Annotated in this window: 25 protein-coding genes; 18 read left to right on the forward strand and 7 right to left on the reverse strand. The window is 29.5% G+C overall.

Annotated elements, in window-relative coordinates; all coding sequences use genetic code 11:
- Position 1: 1 nt before the first annotated feature.
- Genes secF through yajC form a run of 3 tightly spaced genes read right to left on the reverse strand, consistent with a single transcriptional unit; the run spans position 2 to position 2,821 of the window.
- The gene (gene secF / locus CLLT_RS05270; protein WP_074691718.1) at positions 2–973 is read right to left on the reverse strand and encodes a protein translocase subunit SecF; all 972 of its coding nucleotides are present in this window, start codon (positions 971–973) and stop codon (positions 2–4) included.
- On the reverse strand, positions 973–2,553 hold the full coding sequence (gene secD, locus CLLT_RS05275; protein ID WP_012661753.1) for a protein translocase subunit SecD: 1,581 nt from the start codon (positions 2,551–2,553) through the stop codon (positions 973–975). The genes secF and secD overlap by 1 nt, the downstream gene beginning before the upstream one ends.
- Complete coding sequence (gene yajC / locus CLLT_RS05280; RefSeq protein WP_012661754.1) at positions 2,546–2,821, reverse strand: preprotein translocase subunit YajC; 276 nt, start codon at positions 2,819–2,821, stop codon at positions 2,546–2,548. Before yajC ends, secD begins: the two co-directional genes overlap by 8 nt.
- Here yajC and CLLT_RS05285 point away from each other — a divergent pair.
- Positions 2,791–4,113 (forward strand): apolipoprotein N-acyltransferase, encoded by a 1,323-nt coding sequence (locus tag CLLT_RS05285; protein ID WP_074691715.1) that lies wholly within the window; start codon positions 2,791–2,793, stop codon positions 4,111–4,113. The two genes, yajC and CLLT_RS05285, sit on opposite strands and share 31 nt — an antisense overlap.
- A 10-nt stretch (positions 4,114–4,123) precedes the next feature.
- Here CLLT_RS05285 and metK read toward each other — a convergent pair whose 3' ends face one another.
- Positions 4,124–5,317, reverse strand: coding sequence for a methionine adenosyltransferase (gene metK, locus CLLT_RS05290; protein ID WP_074691712.1), 1,194 nt, complete (start codon positions 5,315–5,317; stop codon positions 4,124–4,126).
- A gap of 133 nt (positions 5,318–5,450) precedes the next feature.
- On the opposite strand from metK, the gene sstT reads away from it, so the two are divergent.
- The 17 genes from sstT (at position 5,451) to CLLT_RS05375 (ending at position 20,822) form a co-directional block, all read left to right on the forward strand.
- Positions 5,451–6,677 carry a serine/threonine transporter SstT gene (gene sstT / locus CLLT_RS05295; RefSeq protein ID WP_074691709.1) on the forward strand — a complete coding sequence of 409 codons (1,227 nt, stop codon included), beginning with the start codon at positions 5,451–5,453 and terminating at the stop codon, positions 6,675–6,677.
- A gap of 9 nt (positions 6,678–6,686) precedes the next feature.
- Positions 6,687–7,565 carry an aspartate carbamoyltransferase catalytic subunit gene (locus CLLT_RS05300; protein WP_074691706.1) on the forward strand — a complete coding sequence of 293 codons (879 nt, stop codon included), beginning with the start codon at positions 6,687–6,689 and terminating at the stop codon, positions 7,563–7,565.
- 4 nt (positions 7,566–7,569) lie between these two features.
- Positions 7,570–9,291 (forward strand): M3 family oligoendopeptidase, encoded by a 1,722-nt coding sequence (locus CLLT_RS05305; protein ID WP_074691703.1) that lies wholly within the window; start codon positions 7,570–7,572, stop codon positions 9,289–9,291.
- A complete protein-coding gene (locus CLLT_RS05310) occupies positions 9,284–9,730 on the forward strand; it encodes a hypothetical protein (protein WP_074691700.1) in 447 nt (148 codons plus the stop codon). The genes CLLT_RS05305 and CLLT_RS05310 overlap by 8 nt, the downstream gene beginning before the upstream one ends.
- Positions 9,727–11,790 (forward strand): ATP-dependent helicase, encoded by a 2,064-nt coding sequence (locus CLLT_RS05315; protein ID WP_074691698.1) that lies wholly within the window; start codon positions 9,727–9,729, stop codon positions 11,788–11,790. The genes CLLT_RS05310 and CLLT_RS05315 overlap by 4 nt, the downstream gene beginning before the upstream one ends.
- The gene (locus CLLT_RS05320; protein ID WP_074691694.1) at positions 11,787–12,605 is read left to right on the forward strand and encodes a pseudouridine synthase family protein; all 819 of its coding nucleotides are present in this window, start codon (positions 11,787–11,789) and stop codon (positions 12,603–12,605) included. Before CLLT_RS05315 ends, CLLT_RS05320 begins: the two co-directional genes overlap by 4 nt.
- Positions 12,599–12,826, forward strand: a complete 228-nt coding sequence (csrA, locus tag CLLT_RS05325; protein ID WP_012661763.1) for a carbon storage regulator CsrA — start codon at positions 12,599–12,601, stop codon at positions 12,824–12,826. The genes CLLT_RS05320 and csrA overlap by 7 nt, the downstream gene beginning before the upstream one ends.
- Positions 12,823–13,581: a 4-(cytidine 5'-diphospho)-2-C-methyl-D-erythritol kinase gene (locus CLLT_RS05330; protein WP_074691691.1), complete on the forward strand. Its 759-nt coding sequence runs from the start codon at positions 12,823–12,825 to the stop codon at positions 13,579–13,581. The genes csrA and CLLT_RS05330 overlap by 4 nt, the downstream gene beginning before the upstream one ends.
- Complete coding sequence (smpB, locus tag CLLT_RS05335) at positions 13,578–14,033, forward strand: SsrA-binding protein SmpB (protein ID WP_074691688.1); 456 nt, start codon at positions 13,578–13,580, stop codon at positions 14,031–14,033. Before CLLT_RS05330 ends, smpB begins: the two co-directional genes overlap by 4 nt.
- A 12-nt stretch (positions 14,034–14,045) precedes the next feature.
- Positions 14,046–14,663 carry a TlpA family protein disulfide reductase gene (locus CLLT_RS05340; protein WP_074691685.1) on the forward strand — a complete coding sequence of 206 codons (618 nt, stop codon included), beginning with the start codon at positions 14,046–14,048 and terminating at the stop codon, positions 14,661–14,663.
- A complete protein-coding gene (locus tag CLLT_RS05345; RefSeq protein WP_074691682.1) occupies positions 14,647–14,940 on the forward strand; it encodes an ATP-dependent Clp protease adaptor ClpS in 294 nt (97 codons plus the stop codon). Before CLLT_RS05340 ends, CLLT_RS05345 begins: the two co-directional genes overlap by 17 nt.
- Positions 14,937–17,066: an AAA family ATPase gene (locus CLLT_RS05350; RefSeq protein WP_074691678.1), complete on the forward strand. Its 2,130-nt coding sequence runs from the start codon at positions 14,937–14,939 to the stop codon at positions 17,064–17,066. The genes CLLT_RS05345 and CLLT_RS05350 overlap by 4 nt, the downstream gene beginning before the upstream one ends.
- A complete protein-coding gene (gene aat / locus CLLT_RS05355; RefSeq protein ID WP_074691675.1) occupies positions 17,041–17,682 on the forward strand; it encodes a leucyl/phenylalanyl-tRNA--protein transferase in 642 nt (213 codons plus the stop codon). The genes CLLT_RS05350 and aat overlap by 26 nt, the downstream gene beginning before the upstream one ends.
- A 91-nt stretch (positions 17,683–17,773) precedes the next feature.
- Complete coding sequence (gene flgB, locus CLLT_RS05360) at positions 17,774–18,205, forward strand: flagellar basal body rod protein FlgB (RefSeq protein ID WP_074691672.1); 432 nt, start codon at positions 17,774–17,776, stop codon at positions 18,203–18,205.
- A 10-nt stretch (positions 18,206–18,215) separates the two neighbouring features.
- Positions 18,216–18,710 (forward strand): flagellar basal body rod protein FlgC, encoded by a 495-nt coding sequence (gene flgC, locus CLLT_RS05365; RefSeq protein WP_044599013.1) that lies wholly within the window; start codon positions 18,216–18,218, stop codon positions 18,708–18,710.
- Positions 18,711–18,713: 3 nt separating this feature from the next.
- Positions 18,714–19,007, forward strand: a complete 294-nt coding sequence (gene fliE, locus CLLT_RS05370; RefSeq protein ID WP_012661772.1) for a flagellar hook-basal body complex protein FliE — start codon at positions 18,714–18,716, stop codon at positions 19,005–19,007.
- A 3-nt stretch (positions 19,008–19,010) separates the two neighbouring features.
- The gene (locus CLLT_RS05375) at positions 19,011–20,822 is read left to right on the forward strand and encodes a peptidoglycan D,D-transpeptidase FtsI family protein (RefSeq protein WP_041570294.1); all 1,812 of its coding nucleotides are present in this window, start codon (positions 19,011–19,013) and stop codon (positions 20,820–20,822) included.
- Between the two features lie 29 nt (positions 20,823–20,851).
- On the opposite strand, the gene hemH is transcribed toward CLLT_RS05375, so the two are convergent.
- From hemH to CLLT_RS05390, 3 genes are read right to left on the reverse strand one after another with little or no spacing between them, the layout of a single operon-like run.
- Positions 20,852–21,754 (reverse strand): ferrochelatase, encoded by a 903-nt coding sequence (gene hemH / locus CLLT_RS05380; protein ID WP_012661774.1) that lies wholly within the window; start codon positions 21,752–21,754, stop codon positions 20,852–20,854.
- Positions 21,754–22,614 (reverse strand): Gfo/Idh/MocA family protein, encoded by an 861-nt coding sequence (locus CLLT_RS05385; RefSeq protein ID WP_012661775.1) that lies wholly within the window; start codon positions 22,612–22,614, stop codon positions 21,754–21,756. Before CLLT_RS05385 ends, hemH begins: the two co-directional genes overlap by 1 nt.
- Entirely contained in the window at positions 22,611–23,687 is a 1,077-nt protein-coding gene (locus CLLT_RS05390; RefSeq protein ID WP_081351996.1) for a DegT/DnrJ/EryC1/StrS family aminotransferase, read from the reverse strand. The genes CLLT_RS05385 and CLLT_RS05390 overlap by 4 nt, the downstream gene beginning before the upstream one ends.
- Positions 23,688–23,751 lie beyond the last annotated feature (64 nt).

Consider the following 23,751-nt stretch of genomic DNA (forward strand, 5'->3'; position numbering starts at 1 on the left):
TTTACACCGTTCCTTTTTCATACATTGCTCTTAATTTTTCTTTTTCTTGTTTTTTCTTTGCTTTTTCTAATTCTTTTTGGCGATACTGCGCAACACTAAATTTAAACCATAAAAGTGCTGGACTTGCTACAAATATAGAACTTGCAGTACCTGCTACAATACCCACTATCATAGTTAGAGCAAAACCTTCTATCATAGATCCACCAAAGAAATAAAGCACCACAACACTAATCAAAGTTAAACCCGTTGTTAAAGTAGTTCTTGATAAGGTAGCTGAAACTGATTCATTAATAATTAGATCAAGTTTTGAATTTTTACTTGTTTTAACACCTTCTCTAATCCTATCAAAAATAATAATCGTGTCATTTAAAGAATATCCAAGCACAGTTAAAACAGCCGCCAAAATATCTAAATTTACATCTATTTCAAATAACGCAATAGCACCTAAAGTAATAACTATATCATGAATTTCACACACGATAGAAGCCATAGCAAAACGCCATTCAAATCTTACTGCCAAATAAATCAAAATAGCAATCAAAGAAATTCCAACAGCCATCAAGCCTTTATTTCTTAATTCATCACCCACTTTTGGACCTACTACATCCACGCGACGCACTTCAAATTTACCAGTACTTTGCAATAAATTTGCAATGCTTACCCCAATATCACTTCCCAAACTATCACTACTTCCTGAAAAACGAATAATCACTTCATTAGCACTACCAAATTCAGTAACACTAGCGCCTTTTAAATTTTCATTAATAGCTAAAGCTTTACGAATTTCAACCAAAGGAGCTTTTTGCTCGTATTGAAGTTGTACCAAAGTTCCACCGGTAAAATCAATACCAAAATTCAAACCCTTAGTAAAAAGGATAAAAATAGAACCAAAAAATAAAATAAAAGACAAAGAGATGGCTGCAAATCTCATTTTCATAAAATCATAAACATGTTTTTGACTAAAAAATTGCATTAAGGTCTCCTATATCCAAACCACAATCTTGTATTATTGCTTTTTTCCATACGGTTCATAAACATTTCAAACATACCATGAGTTCCAACAATAGAAGTGATCATTGAAACTAAAATTCCAATGCTTAAAGTAACAGCAAAACCTTTCACAGCACCAGTCCCATAAGCATAAAGCACTATTGAAGTAATTAATGAAGTAATATTTGCATCCAAAATAGCACTCATTGCATGCTTATAGCCATTTTCAACACTTTGCCTTATACTGGCACCTTCTCGCAATAACTCCCTAATTCTTTCATTAATAATAACATTAGAATCTACTGCCATACCCACAGTCAGTACAAGTCCTGCCATACCAGGTAAAGTCAAAGTTGCTCCAAACATAGCCATTATGGCAATAATCACTAAAATATTTGCCACTAAAGCAATATTAGCAAAAATTCCTGCTATACCATAATACATCACCATAAATGCAATAACCAATATAGAAGCACCTGCTAGAGCTATCATACTCATTTTTATACTATCAGCACCCAAAGATGGTCCAACACTTCTTTTTTCAAGCATTTTAACCGGTGCTAAAAGTGCCCCACTTCTTAAAGCAATAGCCACATCATGAGCTTCTTCTACGGTAAAACTACCACTAATTTGGCCACTACCCCCGCCTATTCTTTCATTAATTCTTGGAGCTGAATATACTTTATTATCTAAAACTATAGCCAAGCGTTTACCTACATTATTTCCTGTATAATCTCCAAATTTTTTAGCACCTTCTGAATTTAAGGTAAAATTAATCACGGGTAGATTATTACTTTGCGCAAAACCCACTTTTGCATCTGTTAGCATAGAACCATCAAGAATAGGTATAGATTTTACTAGATATTTAATTTGAGGATTTTTAGCATCTTCAAAAATCAAATCTCCATATTCAGCAGCTTGGGCTGGAGTAAGATTATTTACCTGATCCATTCTAACATCATCCACTTCCATTAATTGTAAATGTGCAGCCTTTGCGATAAGTTCTCTAGCTCTAGCCTCATCTGCAGTAGTCTTAATACCTGGAAGTTCAACTAAAATTTTATCCTCACCTGATCTTGCTACATTTGGTTCTGCAAGGCCAAATTGATCAAGTCTATTTCTAATGGTTTCCACAGCTTGCAAAATAGCTTGTTCATGAGTTAGTTTGATTTCTTCTTGGGTTAAAGAAAGTATGTAGTGTAAATTTTCGTGTGTAATAGCCAAGCCTTTAATGTCTTTTAACAGCAAATCAACCTTAGCTACATCATTTTCATCTAATAAACTAAATTCAATACTAGTATCATTTACTTTGATTTTATCAACAATAATATCTTCTTTATTGACAGAATAGCTAAGAGAAGAGGCTATGGATTTAACCTTTGATTTAACCGCCTCTTCTACTTCTACACCTAATAACATATGCAAACCACCTTGCAAATCAAGTCCTAGATTAATCTTAGCACCACTTTGGGTTTGCATAAAAGAAGGTATGGAAAAAATTAATCCTATAAGAAAAACTACAAAGAAAATAATACTTCTATAAGTAATTTTTCCACTACGCATCAATTTTCTTTGCTATAAAATCTCTAGAAATTTTTACAACTACATTTTCATCATTAAGCTTAACTTTGATAAAATCCTCTTCTGGTTTTACCACCTCGCAAATTATCCCACCATTTGTGATGATTTTATCTCCTTTTTCTAAAGATAAAACCATCAATTTATGGTCTTTTGCTTGTTTTTGTTGTGGTCTAATAACCAAAAAATAAAAAATCGCAAAAAGCACAATGAGAGGCAACAATGAAGTCCAAATATTTCCGTTTTCTGCCATTTCTTCCCCTTTTTTTAAAATTCATAAATTCTAATTCTACCACTTTTAAAATAATAAAAGCCTTTTTTTCTGCACTTTTATTGTCAAATTTTATTTATTTTTCTTTTTTTGAAAATTTACTTTTTGAATTTATTTCACCATTTTTAAGTATATATGGTTTGATTTTATTGCTAAGAAATAAAAGTAAAACAGGATATTTTTATACCGGATTTTTTGTAGGAATTTTATGGTTTTGGTGGATAGCTTTATCATCAATTTATTTTGATTTAGCTTATTTAATTCCTTTAGAAATTATCTTAATCGGATTAGTTTATGGATTATTATTTTTAGTATGTTTTTTTCTGAAATATGATTTTTTAAGACTTTGTGGAATTTTTTTACTTAGTTTTGTTCATCCTTTTGGATTTGATTGGCTAAATTGGGGTGTTTTAAGTGTATATGGAATCTTTGATGCAAGTTATCAAGGCATTATAGCTATGTTTTTGATTGCTTATTTTTATTATGAAAAATATATTTCAAGATATTATAAAATAGGAATCATTTTAATCCTTATTCTAATCGGAGCTCAATACAATCAAAAACAACCACAAACACTAAATTTAGACTATAAATTAATTCAAACCAATATCTCTCAAGATCAAAAATTCATACAAGAAAATTTACAAACTCACTCTAAAAATATATTTTATCAAATCAATCAGGCTATAAAAGAAGGTAAAGAAGTAATTGTTTTTCCTGAAACAGCTTTTGCCTTTGCTTTAAATAAAACTCCAAGTTACTTGCAAGCCTTAAAAGATTTATCAAAACAAATCATCATCATCACAGGTGCTATAAGTACCACACCTAATCATCTATACAATAGCACTTATGTATTTGTCAATGGTAACATACAAGTTTTTAACAAACACTATCTTGTGCCTTTTGGAGAAGAAATTCCTATATTTAAAACCTTTTTTAAAAAATATCTTTTAAATATTGATGAATTTTCAAAAGGAAAGGAATTAAATCAATACACTCTAAATAATCAACTCATCACTAATGCTATCTGCTTTGAAGCAACTAAAGAAAAACTTTACAAGTCCTCAAAGATCATCATAGCCATTTCAAACAATGCTTGGTTTAATTTTTCAAGTGAGTATAAATTACAAAATTTTCTAATGCGTTTTTATTCAAATAATTACAATGTAGGCATATATCATGCAGTTAATGGAAAAGAAAATGCTGTAATTAAGCCAAAAGAAATATTGATTTTAAAGATAAAAGAAAAACTTTTAAAGCAAAATGAAGCTTAAAAGCTTCATTTTACAATGCTTTAAATTCATCAAGAGCGTCTAATTTTTCCCAAGGATAATCAGCCTGACCCACTTGACCACGAGCAGCTACATCAGCATACATGAAAGTATCTTTACTTGGTTTATCAAGATTGAATTTATTTTTAATCCAATTTGGAGTTAATGGGAAAGTTTTCATTACAAAATCACTTAAAATATCATCATTTAATCTTGTGTTTGTTCCCATGCAATCTACGCTAACAGAAGTTGGTTTAGCTACGCCTATAGCATAAGAAAGTTGTACTATACATTTTTTGGCAAGACCTGCAGCTACGATATTTTTAGCAAGCCATCTTGCCGCATAAAGCCCACTTCTATCAACCTTAGTATAATCTTTAGAAGATTGTGCTCCTCCACCTATTGGAGCATATCCACCAAAGCTATCTACTATAAGTTTTCTTCCTGTTAAACCACTATCATGTAATGAGCTGTGATTTACATATTTTCCCGTTGGATTGATTAAAATTCTTGTTTTTTGTGGATCAAAAAGTTCTTTTGGTAAATTTGAATCTAAAATCAATTCCATCACTAAAGCTCTTAAATCTTCTATTTTCATACTTTCAACGCAGGGAGCTGAAACTACAATAGTATGGATGCTTTGAGGTTTACAATTTTCAAAATTTTCTTTATTTACATAATCAATTGTCACTTGAGTTTTAATATCCACTCCAAGTTTATCAGGATTGTTTTTTGCAAACTCATACACTTTATCACAAAGCACTCTAGCATAAGAAATAGCTGCTGGCATATATTCTTTTGCTTCATTACTTGCAAAACCAAACATTATCCCTTGATCACCCGCTCCTATTTCTCCATCTTCTTGATCAACGCCTTGATTAATGTCAGGACTTTGTTCATTTAAAAATACCATTACATCTAAATCATCAGGATGTAAACATTGTTTTTTGCTAAAATGTGGATGCCCATCATAGCCAATATCTGCTAGAGCTTTTTTTACAATATTTTCATAATCTTGTTTTTCTAGCTTATATTTTGATTTAATCTCACCACCAATTACTACTTTATTACCAGCTACAAAAACTTCGCTAGCAACCCTTGAGTCCTTATCATGAGTTAAAAACGCATCCACTATAGAATCAGCTATAATATCAGCACATTTATCAGGATGTCCTGCGCTAACAACTTCTGATGTAAATAAATACATGTTTTTTAATATTCCTTATCATAAAATTTCTAGCTTTATTTTAACATAAGATAGCTTAAAAATAAAAAAGCTTATTTAAGCTTTACTTTGTTAGAATAAATTAAAAAATTTATCACTACAAAAAAGGTAAGAAATGAGTTTATTTTCTTGTGCAATCAAACACTATAAAGAAGGAAATCTTATTTTGCAAATTTGCATAGGCATTGTTTTAGGAATTTTAATAGGTGTTTTTTCTAAAGATTTAGCTATTTTTGCAAATATTTTTGGTGCTTTATTTACAGGAGCTTTAAAAGCCATAGCGCCAATTTTGGTTTTTATTTTGATCTTAACAACTATTTGCACAAAAGAATTTAACCATGGAAGTGAGAAAATAAAACATATTGTTTTCTTATATATTTTTGGAACTTTTTTAGCTTCTTTAAGCGCAGTTAGTATAAGTTTTATCTTTCCTGTAGAATTAGTATTAACCGATATTGAAAAAGCTTCTACTACAAGCCCTGCACATATAGGCGAAGTATTTAAAACCTTACTTTTTCAAATCGTAGATAATCCTATCCATGCTTTATCTTCAGGAAATTATTTAAGTATATTAGCTTGGGCTATAGGCGGGGGTTTTGCTCTAAGACATTGCTCAAATGACGCAAAGCAACTTTTTACTGATATCAACGAAGGCGTGTTAAAAATCGTTAAATTTATAGTCAAACTTGCTCCTTTTGGGATTTTTGGACTTGTAGCAAATTCAGTTGCTCAAACAGGAGCAGCGGGGCTTTTAAGCTATATTAAATTATTAATCATTTTAGTTTTAACCATGTTTTTTGTAGCCTTTGTGATTAATGCTTTAATTGTTTTTGCTTATACGAAGAAAAATCCGTATCCTTTGATTTTTATTTGCTTAAAACATAGTGCTGTTTTTGCATTTTTTACAAGAAGTTCTGCAGCAAATATCCCTGTAAATATGGCACTTTGCTCTAAATTAAATATCAACAATAACTTATATAGCATTTCTATTCCACTAGGTGCTACGATTAATATGGCAGGAGCAGCTGTAACCATAGCTATACTAAGTCTTGCAGCAGCGCATACTGTGGGAATTGAAATAAATTTTTTACAAGCCATGCTTTTGAGTGTTTTAGCTGCATTTGCAGCTTGTGGAGCTAGTGGGGTTGCTGGAGGCTCACTTTTACTTATACCACTTGCTTGCTCTTTATTTGATATTGATTATGACATAGCCATGCAAGTAGTAGCAGTTGGATTTATCATAGGGGTTATTCAAGATAGCGTTGAAACAGCTTTAAATAGCTCAACAGATGTTTTATTTAGCGCCATTTGTTCAGATAATGAGCTTAATTTAAAAATTTAAGGAGGGCTTATGAGACATTTAATTACTACAAAAGATTTTAGCAATGGTGAAATCTTGGCTTTATTTAAAGAAGCAAAAGAATTTTTAGATGAAAAACCGCGTACATTTTTAGAAGGAAAAAGTGTTACAACAATTTTCTTTGAAAATTCAACACGCACTCAATCAAGCTTTGAAACAGCTGCAAGAAGACTAGGTGCTAAAGTTTTAAAATTAGATGTTTCAAGAAGCAGCTCAAGCAAAGGTGAAACACTTTTTGACACCGCTGCGAATTTAGATGCAATGGCGCCAAGTGCTATTGTAGTTAGACACAAAAACTCAGGTGTGCCTCATACTTTAGCAAATTATATCCATTGTCCTATAGTTAATGGAGGCGATGGTAAACATGCTCATCCCACCCAAGCCTTACTTGATCTTTTTACCATAATGGAACATTTTGATTATAATGTTAAAGGTAAAAAAATAGCAATAGTAGGAGATATTAAAAACTCACGCGTTGCTGCTTCAAATTTAGAATTATTGCCTCGTTTTGGTATAGACATTACCCTAGTAGCCCCACCTCATTTTATGCCAAATTATCCTATTAAAAAAACAAATAAGCTAAAAGAAGTCATTGATGATGTTGATATTATCATGAGTCTTAGAACACAAACTGAAAGACACAATATTCCAACCTATGCATCGCTTAAAGATTATGCAAATGATTTTTGTATTAGTAAAGATTCAATAAAAGATAAAAATCTCATTATCTTGCACCCAGGCCCTGTACATAGAAATATCGATATTAGCGATGATGTAATGGCTGATAAAAGATGTAAGGTTTTAACTCAGGTTAAAAATGGTGTTGCCATTAGAATGGCTGTCTTAAAAAAACTCATTTTAGAAAGCTAAAATCATGCGAAATTGGAACTTAAGTACATTATTTAAAAATGAGCAAGAATTAAATCTTTTTTTACAAAAAACCCAAGATGAAGCTTGTGAATTTAAAAAACAATATGAAAATAATCTTCATAGTTTAGACAATGAGCAATTTTTACAGGCTTTAAAAAACTATGAAGAATTAATCTTAAAACTTTCTCACATACTAACCTATGTGTATTTAAATTTTGCTCAAGATACTACCAAAGGTGCTTTTTATGCAAAATATGAAAATTTAAGCAAAAAAATAGAAGAAAATCTTTTATTTTTTGAGCTTGAATTTTGTGAGCTTGAAGAAGAAAAAAGCAAACCTTTCATCACATTTTGCAAAGATTATGAGTTTTATTTAAATAATCTTATCAAACACAAAAAACACAATCTTTCTAAAAAAGAAGAAAGAGTTATCCTAGCCCTATCAAGTACAGGTTCAAATGCATTTGCAAGATTATTTGATGAAACCTTTAGTGCTTTAAAATTTAATTTTGAAGGACAAAAATTAAGCGAAGAAGAAATTCTAAGTAAGCTTTATGATAAAGATAGAAGTATTAGAAAAAAAGCTTCAAAATGCTTTAGTAAAACTTTAAAAAAACAAAACAAACTTTTAGTATATATTTTTAATATGATTAAAAGTGAACTTACTAGTATTTGTGAGTTAAGATCTTATGAAAATCCAGAAACTCCAAGACATATAAGAAATCAAATTTCTAAAAAAAGTGTTGATGCGCTTATTGGCGCTAGCGAAAATAGCTTTGATATTGTTTCTAAATTTTATAATGCAAAGAAAAAAATTCTAGGATATAAAAAATTAAAAGATTATGATCGCTATGCGCCTATTGGTAAAGAAATGCAAGTTGATTTTGATCAAGGAAAGGATATAGTTTTAAAAGCCTTTGAAAAATTTTCCAAAGATTTTTATAAGATAGCAAAAGAAGCCTTTGAGAATAATTGGATCGATGTTTACCCTAAAGAATTTAAACAAAGTGGTGCTTTTTCTCACTCAAGTACACCACTAAGTCATCCTTTCATACTTTTAAACTATACCAATCAAAGACGCGATCTTTTTACTCTAGCACATGAGCTAGGCCACACTATACATCAAAAACTTTCTTATAAAGTAAGTTTTTTAAATCAAGATACACCACTAACTACAGCAGAAACTGCTTCAGTGTTTGCTGAAATGCTAATTTTTGATTATATAAAAGAAAATTTAGACAAAGAAGAACTTTTATCTTTGTATGCAGCAAAGATCGAAGATATTTTTGCTACTCTTTATAGACAAATTAATTTTACAACTTTTGAACGCAGATTTCATGCTAAAAAAGAAGAACTAAGTGCTCAAGAACTAAGTGAAATTTGGCTTGAAGAATCAAGAAAAATGTTTCAAGATAGCGTAGTTTTAACCAAAAACTATGCTCTTTGGTATTCTTATATACCACATTTTATACACTCTCCATTTTACTGCTATGCTTATGCTTATGCACAACTTTTAGTTTTAGCACTTTATGGTCTATACAAAAGTGGTAAATGTCCTGATTTTACCTCAATTTATATTGAGTTTTTAAGTAGCGGTGGAAGTAAAAGCCCAAAAGAACTTGTAGCTATGTTTGGCTTTGATATAGAAAGTGATGAGTTTTGGAATATAGGCCTAGAGCAAGTTAGAATACTAGTAGATGAATTTTTAAGGCTAAGTAATGATTGATAAAATTTTAAATAATAAAAATTTTATAAGTTTAATGCAAAAAAGCATTTATGAGTGTTTGCAAATTTTAATCCAAGAAGATATTGAGTTTAATATCATTGTAAATACTAAATTTGTTACACTCGAACCTCCTTTACCACCAGAATTAGATGTAGTGAGTAAAAATCCTTATTGTCTTTTTGCACTTGGTGGTTATACTTTTAAATCCATAGTTTTAACAAATGAGCATATAGAATTTCACGCAGGTTTTGGACCTGATGATTTTGCAACTTTTGTGAAAGTGGATTTAGGGGCAATTACTCAAATTCAAGTTGAAGATAATATCATTTTTGTCAATTTTTCAAACTATTTTAAAAAGCAAAATGATCAAAAGTTAAAAGAAAAATCCATGAATGCTTTTTTAAATAATCCTAACAATAAAGATTTATTTAAAAAATGAGTTTTTTTGAAGGTTTAAATGATAGCCAAAAAGAAGCTATCATGCATATTGATGGAGCTATGCTGATACTGGCAGGTGCAGGTAGTGGAAAGACTAAAACCATTACCACTAGACTTGCCTATTTAATCGATCATGTAGGTATTCCTGCGCAAAATACCCTCACGCTAACCTTTACAAATAAAGCTGCTAATGTAATGAAAACAAGAGCCTTAGCGCTTTTGCAAGATCAAAATTTACACAATCCCCTTTTATGTACTTTTCATAAATTTGGCTTATTATTTTTAAGACTTTATAGCGAAAGAATTAATAGGGCAAATAATTTTGTCATTATTGATACAGATGATAAAAAGAAAATACTAAAAGATTTAGCTAGCGAAAATTTACAAAGTTCTTTAGCAAGCATAGGTGCTTATATTTCAAATTTTAAAAATCAAAGCAAAAGCGCTCAAGAAATACGCAAAGAATTAGAATTTTTAAAAGATGAAAAAAACAAAAATTACGAAGAAATCATTCATTTGTATGAACAATACGAGCATTTTTTAATCCAAAACAATTTCATGGACTTTGATGATTTGCTCATGCTAACTAATAAAATTTTAGAAGATGAAGCTTTTGCAAAAGAGCAAAGTCAAAAATATACTTATATAACAGTAGATGAGTATCAAGATACCAATGCCTTGCAATATCAAATTCTAAAAAAACTTTGTGCGTCTCATGAAAACATCTGCGTAGTAGGTGATGATGATCAAAGTATTTATGGTTGGCGTGGGGCTAAAATAGAAAATATCTTAAATTTCAAAGAACAATTTAATAATGTAAAATTAGTTAAATTAGAGCAAAACTACCGCTCAACTAGCGCTATTTTACAAGCTGCAAATGAGCTTATAGAGCATAATAGAAAAAGACTAGGAAAAACTTTAATTTGCACCAAAGATGAGGGCGAAGAAATCACAATTTTGCAAAATGATGATGAAAAAATTGAAAGTTTTAAGGTTGCAAGAGAAGTTTCAAAACTTTTAAACTCAGGGATTAATCCCAGTGAAATAGCCATACTTTATAGAGTAAATGCCCTATCTCGCGCTCTTGAAGAAGCTTTTAGTAAAGAAAAAATTCCTTTTAAATTGCTAAGCGGAATTCGTTTTTATGAAAGAGCTGAGATTAAAGATATCATTTCTTATTTAAGATTGCTTTCAAATTTAAATGATGATTATTCTTTTAAACGCATTATTAATCGCCCTAAAAGAAACTTTGGTAATGCAAGTTTAGAAAAGCTAGAAAATTATGCTAAAGAAAATCATTTGTCTTTATTTGAAAGCCTATGTGCTTTACAAGGAAGTGGATTTTTTAGCAAAAAAACAGATAAAGAATTAGAAAAATTCATACTAAGCATGCACAAAATCAAAGAAAAAGATGATTTACTTGCAATGATTTTAGCCTTAGAAGAAGAATTTAAAATCAAAGAATTTTATAAAGATAACCCAGAAGGCGAAGATAAACTTTTAAACATAGATGAACTTTATGCTAACCTAAAAGATAAAATCTCTCATGGAAATTATAATGGCTTAGATGATATTTTAAATGAAATTTCTTTACTCAATGAACAAGATGGACTTGATAAAGAAAGTATTTGCATTATGAGTATTCATGCAAGTAAAGGACTTGAGTTTGATTATGTTTTTATCATAGGCTTAGAAGAAGGATTTTTTCCACTCACTAGCGAGTCAAGCAATATAGAAGAAGAAAGAAGACTTGCCTATGTAGCAATCACTAGAGCCAAGAAAAAACTTTATTTAAGTTATGCTAATTCTAGATTTTATAAAGGAAGTCGCACAAGATTAGAAAAAAGTAGATTTTTTGGCGAGAGCAATGTAATCAAAAAAGAATTAACACTAGATCATCAAAAAAATTGCTACAAAAAAGGCGATTTAATCAAACATAAAATTTTTGGCATAGGCAGAGTCACTGGGGTAAGTAAAATAGGAGCTGAAGAAAAACTCACGATTAATTTTGGAGGCATAGAAAGAATGATAATGTCAAGTTTTGTGGAAAAAGTGATATGAATAAACTTTTTGTAGCTTACAAACCAAGCGGTATGAGTTCTAATGCTTTTTTAGGTAAACTCAAGAAAAAATATAAAAATAAAAAAGCAGGTTTTTCAGGAACACTTGATCCTTTTGCAAAAGGTGTTTTACTCATAGCCTTTGATCAATACACAAAACTTTTTCGCTTTTTTGATAAAAATCCAAAGATTTATAAAGCAACGCTTTGGCTAGGTGTGCATTCACTAAGCCTTGATAATCAAAACATCAAAGAGATTAATCTTATAAATGCTTTTAATAAGCAAATTTTAGAACAAATTAAAAATGAACTTTTAGGTAAAATCACCTACACCCCACCCGCATTTTGTGCAAAAAAAATAGATGGAGTGCGCTCTTATGAGCTTGCAAAAAGAGGTTTTGAAGTTAATTTAAAGCCCTGTGTTATGGAAATTTTTTATACTAAAATTTTACATTACAATCATCCTTTTTTAACTATAGAAATAGCAGTTAGTGAGGGTTCTTATATACGCTCTTATTGTGAATTATTTGCTAGAAAACTTGGTATTAAAGCCACACTAAGCTCATTAGAGCGTTTAAGCGAGGGAAGGTTTTTTTATGAGAATGAAAAAGAGTTAAATCCTTTAGCTTATTTAAATCTTAGAAAAAATACGATAAAATATCCCCAAAAATTACACAATGGACAAAAAATATTTTTGGACGATTTGGAAATTCAAGAAGAAGGTAGCTATATTTTAGAAGAAAAAGATTTTTTTTCTATCATTTCTATCCAAGATAATCAAGTGCAATATTATTTAAACAAGGTATTAAAATGTTAATTTTATCAAGAAAAGAAAATGAAAGTATAAAAATCGGAGATGATATAGAAATCAAAGTAGTTCAAACAGGTAAAGGCTATGCTAAAATAGGCATCGAAGCTCCAAAGTCTTTAATGATACTACGCAAAGAGCTTATCGAGCAAGTAAAAAGTGAAAATTTACATGCAATTAGCGATGAAACGATAAAACTTGATGATCTGAGTAAAAAGCTTAAAAAATGAAAGCTTACGCAAAAGCTAATATTTTTTTAAAAATCATAGGAATTGATTCAAAATCATATCATTTATTGCAATCACGCTTTGTTTTGTTAAAAGATATTTTTGATGAGTTAAGCTTTAGTGATACAAAAACCAAAGAAGGGTTTGAAATCACTGGAAATTTTACCCAAGATATCATCATACACAAAGCTTATAAAGAATTAGAAAATTTAGGATTTTCTAATGAATTAAATGAATTTTTTAAAGACAAAAGTTTAAAACTTATCAAAAATATTCCCATAGGTGGAGGTCTTGGCGGAAGCAGTACTGATGCGGTGACATTTTTACTTATGGTTAACGAAACTTTAAATTTAAAACTTAGTCAACAACAACTTGAACAAATCTGCCAAAAACTCGGTTCTGATTTAATCTTTTTTTTAAGTGGCTATAATAGTGCAAATGTTAGCGGTTGTGGTGAGATTGTAGAATATTTTGAAGATGATTTTAGCCAACTTGATTTTACTTTTCCGGCTATTGAGTGTTCAAGTGCCAAAGTATATAAAGCATTTGATGAAAGATCATATGATTTAACAGCGAATTTAAATTTAGCCAAAACACTTAAAACACTCAAAACAAGTGAAATTTTAGAGTATAAAAATACTGATTTAAATGACTTATTTGCTCCTTGTGTAAAAATTTATCCTAAAATGCAAACTTTTCTTAATGAGGCTTATTTTTTAAGTGGAAGTGGAAGTGGAGTTTTTAAGGCTAAACGATGAAAAAAACTATAGTAAAAAACAAAAAAGCTTTTTTTGATTATGAAATTTTAGAAAAATTTGAAGCAGGCATTGTTTTAAAAGGTTCTGAAGTAGTAGCATTAAGAGCTAGTAGAGCAAATTTAAAAGATTCTTTTGTGCGTATTATTAAAGGCGAAATTTTTTTACTTAATGCTCATATTTCTCACTTAAGCACAACACATGCTTTTTACAAGCACGAAGAAAAAGGTGCGCGAAAACTTTTAATGCATAAAAAGCAAATCGACAAGCTTTTTGGTAAAATTAGCACCCAAGGCTTTACTATAGTGCCATTAGAACTTTATTTTAATGAAAAAAACAAAGCAAAAGTTTTAATAGCCTTAGCTAAAGGAAAAAATTTGCATGATAAAAGAGAAAGCTTAAAGAAAAAACAAGCAGATCTTGAAGCAAGAGCTGCTATGAAAAATTATTATTAAAAAAGGATTTTGATGAAAAAATTTGCATATTTATTTTTTACATTTGCTTTTGCATTTTTAATAAGTGCTTGCTCAAGCGAAGAAAAAATCGAAAACGAATTTGCTTTTGCTGAGTATAAATTGGGTGATGAAATTCTTTTAAAAAGTATTAATGGTGGTGAAAAAACTCTAGTTAGAAAGGAAAATGGTTTTGTAGTAAAAGGTGAGGAAGATAAAATTTTAATGTTTGATTTTTTTGGAACTTTTTGCACTCCTTGCCAAGAAGAAGCACCTCATTTAACTAGTTTATGGCAAAAAAATTCAAATAATTTCATCATTATAGGACTTAGTCATTTTGAAAATGTTAGTGATGAGGCTGTGAAAGATTTTGCTATTAAATATGGAGCATATTATTTTTTAAGTAATTCTAAAGAAAATGATAGAATAGTAGCACAAGCTTTAAAAGATATTAACTATCAAAATATGGAGCAACTTCCTTTTAAGGTTGTTTTAAAAAATGGAAATTATCAAAATTTAACTAATTTTTGGGATAAAGATTCAAAACAATTTGTAAAATTTTATCTTGGAAAAGTTTCAACTGAAGTTATGCAAGATGATATTACTAGGATATTAAATGAGTCTAAAAAATGAAATTTTAGAACAACAAAAACTAGCAGAGCCTAAAATGTTTAAGGTTTTACTTTTAAATGATGATATTACAACTATGGAATTTGTAATTGAAGTTTTAATGAATATTTTTCATCATGATTTTGAAAAAGCAAGCACAATCATGCTTGAAATTCACAACCAAGGAAGTGGGGTTTGTGGAATTTACACAGAAGAAATTGCATTGAGTAAAAAACAACAAGTTGATTTAGCAGCCAAAAGCAACAATTTTCCACTCCAAACAAGGATAGAAGAACAATGAAATATCAAGAATCCATAGAATCTTTTATACCTAATGCAAAACATTTAAGTTTTATAAATCATCATGAATTTGTAACTTGCGAGCATTTACTTTTTGCTTTAGTAAAATTAAGTCATGATTTTAAAAATATACTTGAAGAAATTGGAGATGGGGATTTAGCTGGGATAGAAAATGAGCTAAAAAATCATTTAGCAAAAAATAATGAAGTATTAAAAAAAGAAGTAGAACCTGTTTTTTCTATCATTTTAGAAAAAATACTTCATAAATTAAATGCAAAAAATCAAACAAATGTGATTGATTTTATCATCGCACTTTGCAAAGAAGAAAAAGCTTATTCTTTTAATATTTTAAAAAAGCATTTAATTGAAGAAGAAAAACTAAAAGAATTATTGCAAAATGCTGAATTTGAAAATATAAAAACTCATACTGTAGAATTAGTTGAGCTTGCAAAAAAAGGCAAGATAGATCCTGTTATAGGTAGAAAATTTGAACTTGAAAGAATGATGCAAATTTTAAGTCGTCGCAAAAAAAATAACCCTATCTTAGTGGGCGAACCAGGCGTTGGAAAAAGTGCTATTATAGAAGGCTTGGCATTGGCTATAGCAGAAGAAAAAGTACCAAAGCATTTAAAAAATTCAAAAATCTATAGTCTTGATATGGCAAGCTTGCTCTCAGGCACAAAATATAGAGGAGATTTTGAAAAAAGATTAAAAGATATTATAAAAGAATTAGAAAATATTCCAAATGCCATTTTATTTATAGATGAAATTCACACCATAGTAGGAACCGGCGCAAGCAATGAAAGCCATGCTGATATGTCAAATTTATTAAAACCTGCACTAAGCAATGGCTCTATTAAGTGCATTGGCGCAACTACTTTTATAGAATATAAAAACACTTTTGATAAAAACAAAGCACTAAGTAGGAGATTTGCAAAAATTGATGTTGATGAACCAAGCGAAGATGAGTGTTTTTTGATTTTGCAAGGCTTAAAGAGTAAATATGAAAATTTTCATAAAATAAAATTAAGTGATGAAATTTTACAAGCAAGTATAAAACTAGCAAAACAATTTTTACACGATAAATTTTTACCAGATAGCGCTATTGATCTAATAGATGAACTTGGCGCAAGCTTTGCTTTAGAAGATAAAAAGGGTAAAAAAATAATAAAATTAAAAGATTTAGAAAATACCTTAGCTAGAATGACACATTCTCATAAAATTTATGAAAGCGATCAAGGTAAAATTCTTAAGAATTTAGAGCATGATTTAAAACAAAATATTTTTGGGCAAGATGAGGCTATAAAAGCTTTGTGTTCTATTTTAAAACAAAGTTATGCAGGATTAAAAGCTAAAAATACCCCAAAAGGTGTGTTTTTATTTACCGGATCAAGCGGGGTTGGCAAAACTGAACTTGCTAAAAATTTAGCTCAAATTTTAAACCTTAATCTTGAAAGATTTGACATGAGTGAATACTCACAAAAGCATGATGTAAGTAAGCTCATAGGAACTTCAGCAGGTTATGTGGGCTATGAAGATGGTGGCTTGCTTAGTAATAGTATTAGAAAAAATCCTTTTAGTGTAATTTTATTTGATGAGATAGAAAAAGCTCATCCTGATCTTACAAATACCTTTTTGCAAATTTTTGATAATGCAAGTTTGACTGACAATAGTGGCTTAAAAGCTGATTTTAAAAACACTATAATCATTATGACTTCAAATTTAGGCCTTAAAGAGACAAATGAATTAGGTTTTTTAAGTAGCGAAAAAGAAAAAAGCTCTAAGGCTATAAAAGAATTTTTCACACCAGAATTTATCAACCGTATCGATAAAATCATACATTTTAATGATTTAAATAATGAAATTTTAGAACAAATTGTCCAAAAAGAACTTGATTTAATTAGCGCAAATTTAAAAAATATCACCATAGAAGCTGATAGCAAAGTAAAAGAATTTTTAGCTAAAAAAGTTGATAATAAAGAATTTGGAGTAAGATTACTAAAACGCATTATTGCAGATGAGATCAACGAAAAATTAAGTGATGAAATTTTATTTGGTAAATTAAAAAATGGTGGAAAAGTAAAATTAAAACTTTCTAAAAATGCAAAAATCGAATTTATATTCTAAACTTTTAAAAAGTCCTGATGATGCTCCTGTTTTTGTTAGTGAGAAATTAGAGCTTGATTTTATATCTCATGCTTATTCTTTAGGACTTTTTCCATGGACAAGCAATCCTGTGACTTGGTGGTGCCCTTCTCCTAGAATGGTGCTTTTTCCTGATGAAATTCACATTCAAAAAAGCATAAAAAAAGCTTTAAAAAGCTATGAAATTAGACTTGATTATGATTTTGCTTTGCTTATAAAACATTGTTCTTTAAGAAAAAAAACTTGGATAAGCCAAGAATTTATAGAAACCTATACAAAACTTTTTGAACAAAATTTAACCCATAGTGTTGAAGTTTATGAAAATGATGAATTTATAGGGGGATTATATGGGCTTATTATCGGCAAAGTGTTTTTTGGTGAAAGCATGATAAGTTTAAAAAAAGATGCTTCCAAAATAGCCTTAATCAAACTATGTGAAATTTTAAAACCATATGATTTTTTGATTGATTGTCAAGTTCCAAATGAGCATTTAAAATTTATGGGCGCTAAAGAAATGATAAAAAAAGATTTCTTAAAAATTTTAGAAAAAAAAGTTTCTCTTGAAAGTGGTTTTGAGAATTTTCAAAATTTACTATAAAAAGATATAATCTTTATAAAAATAAAAACTTATAAATTTTTGGAATATTTTTTGCTTATAATTTGAAAAAAGCTTTAAGAAAGGAAGAATTATGATAAGCCCTTTTAAATCAAAAGAACTTATTGTTGATGCTTTAGCAGGAAGAAATCTAAGAAGTCAAATGATTAATTCTAACCTTGCAAATGTTGATACTCCTTTTTATAAAGCAAGAGATATAGAATTTGAAACTGCTTTAGTTAATAGAGCAAATGAAATTTTTAAAAAGAAAGATACCAAAGAGCTTGAAATGGCAAGCACCAATGAAAATCATCAAAAACCTTGGAAATTTCCAGATCCTAATAAATCAACCATTTATTTAAGAGATGGGCATTTAGCAAGAAATGATGCAAATACAGTAGATCTTGATGTAGAAACTACTGAAATGAGTAAAAATACTATGATGATTACTGCTTTAGATGGTGTTTTAAGAAGACAAAGTAATATTTTTTCAACCATCATAGAAACAAGCTCTAAATTAGGCTAGGAGAAAAATAATGGCTTATTTAAGTGATTTTGATATTAGCGGATATGGACTTAGTGCTCAACGCTTTAGAATGAATGTAATTAGCTCAAATATAGCTAATGCAAATACAACTAGAACAGCAGAAGGTGGGCCTTATAGAAGAAGAGAAGTGATTTTTAAAGCGACTGATTTTAATGAATTACTAAATAAACAAATCGCTAAAGATAATAATTTTTTAGAATATGAAAATCCTCTAAATGATCCTGCTTCACAAAAAGATGCAAAACCTGCTATAATGAGCGTAGTGGTTGATAAGGTTGTAAGAGATGATAAAGATTTTCGTATGAAATATGATCCTTCTCATCCAGATGCAAATGAACAAGGATATGTTGCTTTTCCAAATATAAATCCTGTTATAGAAATGGCCGATTTAATAGAGGCAACAAGAGCTTACCAAGCAAATGTAAGCGCTTTTACAAGCACTAAAACTATAGCACAAAGTGCGATAGATTTACTAAGAGGTTAATAAATGAACACTATTAATGGTATAAATCAATTTAACAATGTTAACAATAAAAATAATAACAATACAAATAATATAGGTGATGAATTTTCAAGCTTATTAAAAAATTCTATTAACAACCTTAATAAAACTCAAGAAACAGCTGAAGCTGCTATGGTAGACATCGCAACAGGTGAAGTAAAAGACTTACACCAAGCAGCAATTGCTATTAGTAAAGCTGAATCAAGTATGAAATTTATGCTTGAAGTTAGAAATAAGGCTATAAACGCATATAAAGAAATTTCAAGAACTCAAATTTAATATATGCTTTCAAACACCATTAGAAATAGAGTTTCAAAGGTAGCTTTTGCTTTTTGTATGGCTCTGTTTTTTATGGCCTTGTTTTTACTTTCTACTTTTTTTCTAACCTCAAAACGCCATATACCAAATACCCAAAAAGAACAATATTTTTCCGCTCTTAGAGGTAATATCATCACAAGCGACAATTTCACCGTAACTTCTAGTAGACAAATTTATAGAGCAGAGATTGATCTTAGAAGCTTAAATCCTGATAAAAAAGAATTATTTTTAACACTTTTTCAAATTTATAGCGGTGCAAGCGATGAGCAAATGCAAGATATCAAAAAAAGAATGCTTACAAAGAAAAAAAGAAGTTATAATTTTATTTTACTTCAAGATATTAACTCAAAAGATGCAAGTTATTTAAAGGAATTAGCTAAAAAGCTTTATACCCAAGGCTTCTTTAAGTCTTTTACAAATAACAATGGCAGAGTTGAAACAAGAGGACTTGATATCATAGAACACAAAGAAGATCGTGTATATATGCCAAAAGACTCACTTACTCCTATCATAGGCTACACAAGAACTTATATGGATGAAAAAAGCGAAATTTTTAAAAATGTCGGTATAAAAGGCTTAGAAAAATATTACAATGAATGCTTAAACCCTTTACAAAATGCAAAAATCCAAGGTTTAAGAGATATAGGTGGCAATATTATCTTAAATTTACACTCTTATGAAAAGCGTAAAATAGATGGATGTAATTTATACTTAAATATTTCACTAAAACTTCAAAAAGGCTTAGAAAAGGCTATTGATAAAAGAAATGAAGATCTAAAAGCTAATGAAATTATAGTTGCAATTATGGAAAGTAAAAGTGGGAAAATCCTAGCCCTTGCTAGCTCAAGAAGATATGATCCACAAAATCGTGGAAAAGATCTATCTGTGCTTAATGCAAGTGCGATAGAATATGGCTATGAAGCAGGTTCTGTTATAAAGCCTTTTATATTTACCACTGCTTTAATGCTTGATAAAATCAAAGTCAATGAAATCATCAACACCCAAGGTGGTCAATACAAGCTTGGTCGTTTTACCATACGCGATGATCATATTAAAAATAAAATGAGTATGGAAGAAGTTATCACCTACTCTTCAAATGTCGGCATGATTAAAATCGCCCAAAGATTAAGCAATCTTGAAATCATCTCAGGACTTAGAATTTTTCGTTTTGGAGAAAGAAGTGGTATTGATCTTCCTTATGAGCAAAAGGGTGAAATTCCAAATCCAAAAAGATTAAGAGAAGTAGAAAAATCTGTATTAAGTTATGGCTATGGCTTAAAAACAACTTTTATGCAACTTCTAGCTGCTTATAATGTATTTAACAATGATGGAATTTATATCACACCACAAATTGCAAATAAAATTTATCAAGATGGACGCTTAATAAAACTTGATGAGGATGTTAAAAAAGAAAAAATTCTCTCAAGTAAAGCTGCTAAAGAAATGCAACAAATTTTAATCAATGTTATAGAAAAAGGAACAGGTAAAAAAGCACAAACTCAAGGCATCATCATAGGTGGTAAAACAGGTACAGCTAGGATAGCTGAAAGAAAAGGCTATACTTCAAATCGTTATAATGCTTCATTTTTTGGCTTTGCAAATGATGAGAAAAACAATTATACCATAGGAGTTTTGGTGAGAAATCCTACCAAGGCTTATAGTTATTATGCTGCACAAAGTGCTTTACCTATGTTTAAAGATACAGTAAATCTTATGATAAAAGAAAGCTATTTAAAGCCTATAGAAAATAAAACGATAAAAACCAATCCAAACTAACTTTAAAAAATTTAGAGTTTTATTTAACTCTAAACTAAACAATTTAAAATAAACTCTATAAACTCATCGCTATCATTGGGACAAGTAATAAGCTCATAATCACTTTTTGCTAAGTGTCTATACTCAACCCCAAGCTCAAAAATCGTTTCAGAACAATCTATACAAAAAGATATAGGATAAATCAAAGCTTTTTGATCTAAATTTTTTAAAATATCACTTGTATTAGGTTCAAGCCATTTTACTGGACCTAGTTTTGATTGATATGATAAAATGATTTGTTCAAATTCATTTTTAAGTTTTTCTTTTAAGACGCCCACATGCTCTTGCACATGTTTTTCATACAAATCACCTTTTTTAATCACTGAAAGCGGTAAAGAATGGGCAGAAAAAATCAAAATTTTATAATCACATTCTTTCTTTTTTTCTAAAATATGTTTTATAATCATTTCATTGTAAAGCTCATCTTTATAAAAAACATCAATGATTTTTACATTAGCTTGATTTTGGATATTTCTTAGCTCATTTTGCACCACTTCTAAAGAACTAGTTACAGTGGTTTTAGAATGATGAGGATATAGAGGAAATAAAATGATTTCATCATTTTTTTGAAAATCATATTTTGAAAAAACCTCATTTGCAAAGGGTGGCACATATAGACTAATAAAATCAAAGCTATATTCTCTAGTTTTAGAATTTAATTTATCACATAAACTTTGCGTGATTTGAGTAAGCGGGGATTTCCCACCCATTTTTTCATAGTTTTGCTTCATAGTTTTTAGTCTTGATTTTCTTATCATAAAGGCTACAAATTTTCTTAAAAAAACATTTTTTATCCCTAAAATATAAGGATCATTAAACATATTTTTTAAAAAAACTTCACATTCATCAAGTTTATTAACCCCACCCATATTTAAAAAAAATACATATTTCACTATTTAACACCTTCTAAAATTTCTTGCACTCTCAAAGCATCTTCAATGTTAGCTAAATTTTTACAAACTCCATTTTGCAAAAGCTCAAAAAAGGCTTTATGTTCAGCATACAAAGGAGAATTTTCATATAAATTTGGAATTTTTTGCATATTGATAAATAGTTCAAAATTTTTAAGATCAAGCTCATAAGTATATTTTTTACCTAAAAGTGAGATTTTTCTTATAATGCATTGTCCATTCCAACTATCATGGATATTTGCTAAAACATTTTCTAATTTTAAGCTTATCATTACCTCATTTTCGAATTTATTATAATGAAAGCTTTTATAAATATTTGCTTTTAAAATTTGCTCTTGACTTAAAAATCTAACTAAGTCAATATCATGCACACTAAGATCGCTTAAAACACCTACATCGTTTATTCTTTGTGGATAAGGTGAAATTCTTTGTATATTAATACTTATAATCTCATCTTCTAAAAGTTTTTCTTTTAAAGTTAAAATAGCCGGATTAAATCTCTCGCAAAAACCCACCCCTACTCTGACTTTATTTTCTCTAGCTTTTTGCTCTAAAATTAAAATTTCATCAACATTTAACGCCAAAGGCTTTTCTATTAAAACATTTTTTATTTTAGGGAAAACCTTTAAAGCTATATCTAAATGCGTATGAGTAGGCGTAGCAATGATAACACCATCAAGATTTTGCTTTAAAAAATCATCAAAATTTTTATGAAAAAAGTGTTTAAATTCATCTTTGCAAAAAGGATCATAAAGATGAATTTCTTTTACTTTTAAATTACGCTCAAGCTCTCTTAAATGATTTTTACCCATTTTACCAAGGCCTATAAGCCCTATTTTCATTTAAAAACCTCAATCACTCTAGCTTGGTGCTCTTCTTTTAAAAATGCACTCATAGGCAAAGATAAAATTTCATCACTTAAGAGTTCTGTATTTGGCAAATCTCCTTTTTTATAAGCAAGATAAGCAAAAGCTTCTTGCAAATGAAGCCCCAAAGGATAATGCACAGCACATGGAATGTTATTATCTTGTAATTTTTGCATGATTTTTTCTCTATTTTTTACACGCACGCTATATTGAGCCCAAGCACTGCTAAACCCTTCTTTTCTAGGCGGAATTATGCAATTTTTCAAATTTTCATCATAAATTTTTGCCACTACTTCTCTTTTTTTAATCTCTTCATCTAAGTATTGTAATTTCACATTCAAAATAGCTGCTTGGATGGTATCAAGCCTTCCATTAATACCGATGTATTTATGCTTATATCTTTGTACTTGTCCATGATTTAAATAAATTTTTATTTTTTGCGCTAATTCATCATCTTGGGTAAAAATCGCCCCGCCATCTCCATAAGCACCTAAAGGCTTAGATGGGAAAAAGCTTGTGCAAGATATATCAGCTATAGCACATGATTTTATGCCCTTTTGACTAGCTCCAAAACTTTGCGCACTATCTTCTATCAAAGCAATATTTTGACTTTTGCAAAGCTCCTTTAGGGCAAACATATCAGGCATAAGCCCAAAAATACTCACAGCAATAACAGCCTTAGTTTTAGGTGTGATAGCGCTTTGAATTTTTTCTAAACTAAGATTATAATCTTTAAAATCAATATCTACAAAAACAGGTTTAGCGCCGATTAGAGCAACCATTTCAGCTGTAGCTATAAAGGTAAAACTTGGCACTATTACCTCATCATCTCTACTCACACCCAAAGCCATCAAGGCTAAAAATAAAGCACTTGTGCCGCTTGAACAACCTATTGCGTGTTTAATACCTACATATTTAGCTAAATTGTTTTCAAATTCTTCTAATTTTGCACCACCTATGAAAGAAGTGTTTTGTAAAACTTCACTAATAGCCTCATCGATTTCATTTTTATAAGCATTATATTGAGCATTTAAGTCTATAAAAGGAATTTTCATTGTATTACCTTAGTAAATTTAAAATCGTGATTATAAGATAGTTTTACTTAATTTAAAG

Source organism: Campylobacter lari subsp. lari, from assembly GCF_013372185.1.
Lineage (GTDB): Bacteria > Campylobacterota > Campylobacteria > Campylobacterales > Campylobacteraceae > Campylobacter_D > Campylobacter_D lari.

Coding starts and splice junctions, on each gene's coding strand:
- secF (WP_074691718.1), bottom strand. CDS start 973: ATGCAATTTTTTAGTCAAAAACATGTTTATGATTTTATGAAAATGAGA.
- secD (WP_012661753.1), bottom strand. CDS start 2,553: ATGCGTAGTGGAAAAATTACTTATAGAAGTATTATTTTCTTTGTAGTT.
- CLLT_RS05285 (WP_074691715.1), top strand. CDS start 2,791: ATGAAGTCCAAATATTTCCGTTTTCTGCCATTTCTTCCCCTTTTTTTA.
- yajC (WP_012661754.1), bottom strand. CDS start 2,821: ATGGCAGAAAACGGAAATATTTGGACTTCATTGTTGCCTCTCATTGTG.
- metK (WP_074691712.1), bottom strand. CDS start 5,317: ATGTATTTATTTACATCAGAAGTTGTTAGCGCAGGACATCCTGATAAA.
- sstT (WP_074691709.1), top strand. CDS start 5,451: ATGAGTTTATTTTCTTGTGCAATCAAACACTATAAAGAAGGAAATCTT.
- CLLT_RS05300 (WP_074691706.1), top strand. CDS start 6,687: ATGAGACATTTAATTACTACAAAAGATTTTAGCAATGGTGAAATCTTG.
- CLLT_RS05305 (WP_074691703.1), top strand. CDS start 7,570: ATGCGAAATTGGAACTTAAGTACATTATTTAAAAATGAGCAAGAATTA.
- CLLT_RS05310 (WP_074691700.1), top strand. CDS start 9,284: ATGATTGATAAAATTTTAAATAATAAAAATTTTATAAGTTTAATGCAA.
- CLLT_RS05315 (WP_074691698.1), top strand. CDS start 9,727: ATGAGTTTTTTTGAAGGTTTAAATGATAGCCAAAAAGAAGCTATCATG.
- CLLT_RS05320 (WP_074691694.1), top strand. CDS start 11,787: ATGAATAAACTTTTTGTAGCTTACAAACCAAGCGGTATGAGTTCTAAT.
- csrA (WP_012661763.1), top strand. CDS start 12,599: ATGTTAATTTTATCAAGAAAAGAAAATGAAAGTATAAAAATCGGAGAT.
- CLLT_RS05330 (WP_074691691.1), top strand. CDS start 12,823: ATGAAAGCTTACGCAAAAGCTAATATTTTTTTAAAAATCATAGGAATT.
- smpB (WP_074691688.1), top strand. CDS start 13,578: ATGAAAAAAACTATAGTAAAAAACAAAAAAGCTTTTTTTGATTATGAA.
- CLLT_RS05340 (WP_074691685.1), top strand. CDS start 14,046: ATGAAAAAATTTGCATATTTATTTTTTACATTTGCTTTTGCATTTTTA.
- CLLT_RS05345 (WP_074691682.1), top strand. CDS start 14,647: ATGAGTCTAAAAAATGAAATTTTAGAACAACAAAAACTAGCAGAGCCT.
- CLLT_RS05350 (WP_074691678.1), top strand. CDS start 14,937: ATGAAATATCAAGAATCCATAGAATCTTTTATACCTAATGCAAAACAT.
- aat (WP_074691675.1), top strand. CDS start 17,041: ATGCAAAAATCGAATTTATATTCTAAACTTTTAAAAAGTCCTGATGAT.
- flgB (WP_074691672.1), top strand. CDS start 17,774: ATGATAAGCCCTTTTAAATCAAAAGAACTTATTGTTGATGCTTTAGCA.
- flgC (WP_044599013.1), top strand. CDS start 18,216: ATGGCTTATTTAAGTGATTTTGATATTAGCGGATATGGACTTAGTGCT.
- fliE (WP_012661772.1), top strand. CDS start 18,714: ATGAACACTATTAATGGTATAAATCAATTTAACAATGTTAACAATAAA.
- CLLT_RS05375 (WP_041570294.1), top strand. CDS start 19,011: ATGCTTTCAAACACCATTAGAAATAGAGTTTCAAAGGTAGCTTTTGCT.
- CLLT_RS05385 (WP_012661775.1), bottom strand. CDS start 22,614: ATGAAAATAGGGCTTATAGGCCTTGGTAAAATGGGTAAAAATCATTTA.